The 1,351-nt window shown below is 67.9% G+C and carries 1 protein-coding gene and 1 pseudogene; both read right to left on the bottom strand.

Translation table 11 applies throughout. From position 1 onward, the window contains the following. Nucleotides 1-48: 48 nt before the first annotated feature. Nucleotides 49-987: an alpha/beta hydrolase family protein gene (locus UK23_RS26690; RefSeq protein WP_052685075.1), complete on the bottom strand. Its 939-nt coding sequence runs from the start codon at nt 985-987 to the stop codon at nt 49-51. A 244-nt stretch (nt 988-1,231) separates the two neighbouring features. Continuing rightward, nucleotides 1,232-1,351, bottom strand: a pseudogene (locus tag UK23_RS52960) (aromatic compound degradation protein PaaI); the annotation flags it as partial.

Here is a 1,351-nt window from a genome sequence, read left to right as displayed (position 1 = left end):
AGGGAACCTTCATCCACCTCACGTGGATGAAGGTTCCCTTCATCGTTTTCAGGCGCGGTCGAAGTCCGCGAGGATGCGGGGGAGGGCGATCTTGGCCGCCTTGCCGTGGTTGACGTCCGGGCCCAGATCGAGGAGCGTGTCCTTGTCGCCGGTGGACGAGTAGATCTTCACCGGGACCTGTGGGCGCCAGTCGCAGTAGCTGTCCGCTTCACGCAGCCTGGCCCGGAGGGTGCCGGTGGGCTTGCGGAGGCGTTCGAAGTACGTGTCGGTCAGCAGCTCGTGCATGGTGGCGGGCAGGTGCGGGAAGATGTCCTCGTTGCGGTGGTCGCCGTCGAACAGGGCTGCCACCGACGGGTCCTTGAAGACCTCGGCCGGGTTGTCGTAGAGGTGGAAGAGGCGGTTCCAGGCGACCGTCCAGTAGGCCATGTACGCGACGCCGTTGGAGATCTCGTCGTTCAGGGCCTTGCCGACGAGCAGACTCGGCTTGAAGGGGCCGCCGATCGGGGCCAGCGCGCCGACCCTGAACTGGCGGTCGTGCTGCAGGGCCTCGCCCATCGCCATGGTCGCGTGGCCGCCCTGCGAGTGACCGGTGATCATGAGGCGCTGGTCGGGCTTGAGGCCTTTTCGTTCGGCGAACTGACTGGCTGCTCTCAACGCGTCCACTGAGGCCGTGACGGTGGACGGGGTGTCCACGTAAGGGTGATAGCCGGGTCCGGTGCCCAGACCCAGGTAGTCGGGTGCCGTGGTCAGGTAGCCGGCCGAGGCGAACAGCAGCGCCGCCGCTCGGTCGTTGCCGTCCGCCACCGAGGCGACGGAGCCCCGGTAGCCAGTGGTGCCGTGCAGCCAGACGGCTTGGCGCGGCGCCCTGTCGTCGTTGCGGGGCAAGGCGATCAGCGCGCTCGCCGTGGTTGGCCGTCCTGTTGGGTCGATCGTGCCGTACGCGATGCGTTTCGCGTCCACACCGAATCGGACGCGCGAGGCGTCCAAGGCGTAGTCCCCCAGATATTGACCAGCTGGTCGGTGTCCATCGTGGACACCGGGACGACGTCGAGGAGCTCGCCGCGGTTCGAGTGCGCGGAGGCGGTGGCCGGGACAGAGGCCGCGACCACCACGCCGCACAGCACCGCTGCTGTCAGTCGAGTCGAAAGGGTCATGCCCCAACGATGTCGAGGTGATCTTGGTTCGACACTGGAGCTGACCGCACAGCTCGGGGTGGGGTCCACCCCAGTCCTCAGGCGCCCGGCGGCTTCGCCCGGAGGATGCAGGTGAGGCGGGCGGTGCAGGTGCGCTTGCCCTCCTCGTCCGTCACGACGATCTCGTACGTCGTGGTGCTGCGGCCGAGGTGGATGGG

Source organism: Lentzea aerocolonigenes (assembly GCF_000955955.1).
Taxonomy (GTDB): Bacteria; Actinomycetota; Actinomycetes; order Mycobacteriales; family Pseudonocardiaceae; genus Lentzea; species Lentzea aerocolonigenes_A.
The sequence above is the reverse complement of the archived record's forward strand: the minus strand, read 5'-3'. Positions and strand labels throughout refer to the sequence as shown.